Raw genomic sequence first — 2,415 nt, forward strand, 5'->3', positions numbered from 1 at the left:
GAGATAGGGCGTGCTCGGATCCTGCACGGCGTAGCCGATGCCAAAGGCCGGCACCAGCAGCGACGCCGTCGTCAATGCCGTCCACAAGCGGCCGCCGACGATGGGCACCATGAAGGAATAGAAGATGCGGAAGGTCGCGCCGGATAGGCCAGGCAGGGCGGCCAGCCAGAAAAGTTGATCGGTCGTGTAAGTGAAGCCGATCGCCGGGAGCTTGGCGACCACGACGCTCCACACCATCCACACCGCGAAGGCGAGGAGGAGAGCGGGCACGGAGATCCATAGATTGCGCCGTGCGATCCGTCGTCCCGTCGTCTCCCAGAAGGCTTTGTCCTCCGGCCGCCAATCCTCGATCAGCCCGTGCTGTTTATGGTGCTCCTCGGTGTGCGCGTGCTCCAGCTCGGCGAACGGAGGCATGGCCCCGAGCACTTCGCCCGCGGCGCGCTGCTCCATGTGACGAATGGAGAAGTGCATCCAAGCGAGGGAGACCCCAACGATGAGGAAGAGCAGCATGAAGCAGCTCGTCCAGATATTGGTGAGGTCGGCCATGACGCCGAAGGCGATTGGCAGGACGAAGCCGCCCAGCCCACCGATCATGCCGACCAGTCCGCCGACAGAGCCGACATTGGCGGGGTAATAGACGGGGATGTACTTGTAGACCGCTGCCTTGCCGAACGACATGAAAAAGCCCAGCACAAAAATCGTCATCACGAACGGGATGAGGTTCATTTGGGTAGAGAAGGCAATCGGTCCATCGATACCGTGGATGACGTAATCGGTGTTCGGGTAGGACAGCATCAGGAGGCAGACCAACGAGACACCGAAGGTCCAGTACATGACCACACGTGCGCCATAGCGGTCCGATAGATGCCCGCCATAGGCGCGGAACAAGCTCGCCGGAATCGAAAAGGCCGCGGCGAGCATGCCGGCGGTTTCAATCCCAACTCCATAGACGCCGATCAGATAGCGGGGGAGCCACAGAGCGAGGGCGACAAAGCCGCCAAACACGAAAAAGTAATAAAGAGAGAACCGCCAGACTTGCTGATGGCGGAGCGGCGCAAGCTGGAGCATGACCGAGCGCGGTTTTTCCTGTCGCGCCCGACGGGCCTTGAGTTCGGGATCATCCTCGGTCGCAAGCCAGAAAATGATTGCCGTGACTGCCAGCGCCGCGGCCCAGACCACCGCAACCATCTGCCAGCCAAAGGCGACGAGGACGAAGGGAGCGAGGAACTTGGTGACGGCCGCGCCGACATTGCCGGCGCCGAAAATGCCGAGCGCCGTGCCTTGTTTCGACGGCGGGTACCATTTGGAGACGTAGGCGATGCCGACGGCGAAAGAGCCGCCAGCCAGCCCGACGCCGAGCGCGGCGACGAGCATCCACAGATAGGTCGTTGCGAAGGAGAGAAGAAAGGTGGCTATGGCGGCTGCCACCATGGTCAGCACATAGACGATGCGGCCGCCATACTGGTCGGTCCAGATGCCGAGGAAAACGCGGCTGAGCGATCCGGTCAGGATTGGCGTGCCGATGAGGAGGCCGAATTCGGTCTCGCTCAGGCCGAGGTCTTGTTGGATACGCACGCCAATAATGGCGAAGATGGTCCACACGGCGAAGCACACCGTGAAGGCTATGGTCGAGAGCCAAAGGGCCCGGTCCGCGCCCGGAGCCGCATGCCGCATAACCTGGTCCTCCCGTCGTCGCGCCGTCAATCCGGCTATGCGTCAACCTAGCGGGCCGGGTCGGTGGCCAATTTGATCCCCATCAAGTCCAGTACCGGAAGATGCAGGGCAGATAGCGGCCCCCTTGCGCGCATTCTCGCGACGGATACGGAGTGATGTCCGGGGCCCCGAGAGTACGTGGGACACCTTTACACGCTGTGCCGGTCAACTGCGCCGGCGACTCGGACGGGGGATGGGCCACGAAGGAGACGCAAAACTGACCAACAGATCTACGAACTAGGCTTGTGCGCTCCTCCCCTGGATGCGCCAGGATGTAGTCGATCAGCCATTCCACCCTTTCGTCTGCGGTAATGGTATCGGCCTCTCGATGGTCCCGAAGCCGCACCCTGCCAGGAATTCCAAATCCGAGTTCCCCCATAAGTGTAGCCCCCGTTTGCGAATCGGTATTCTCGCAGAAATAAACGAGCCATTGAAGGCTCGCCGCAAACGGTCGGGGGGCAGAAGTACGGCGCGCTCTGACGGCGAAGCACGCCCTTGATATCTATGCCCGTGAGACGCTCGACGATGCTCAAAAGGCTAAGGTGCAAGACGCATCGTCGTCAACGTGGCGCAGCTGCCGGAACTTTTAGAGGCAGTTCGCAAAACAGAAGAAGCCCCGTCTAAAAAGACGAGGCTTCTCTAGGTTCAGCTAACCATGGGGGCCGCTAGGATTATGTCCCCACTGGAAAATCGGCAAACTGT

General features: G+C 61.1%; 1 protein-coding gene. It reads right to left on the minus strand.

The genetic code is table 11. The annotated features are described in order from the left end of the window. Nucleotides 1-1,674: nitrate/nitrite transporter (locus ACSLE4_RS14390; protein WP_435905117.1), on the minus strand; the 1,674-nt coding region annotated here is incomplete at its 3' end. Between the last annotated feature and the right edge of the window lie 741 nt (nt 1,675-2,415).

The sequence above is a fragment of the Methyloceanibacter sp. genome, assembly GCF_051306395.1.
In the GTDB taxonomy this organism is placed as follows: Bacteria; Pseudomonadota; Alphaproteobacteria; order Rhizobiales; family Methyloligellaceae; genus Methyloceanibacter.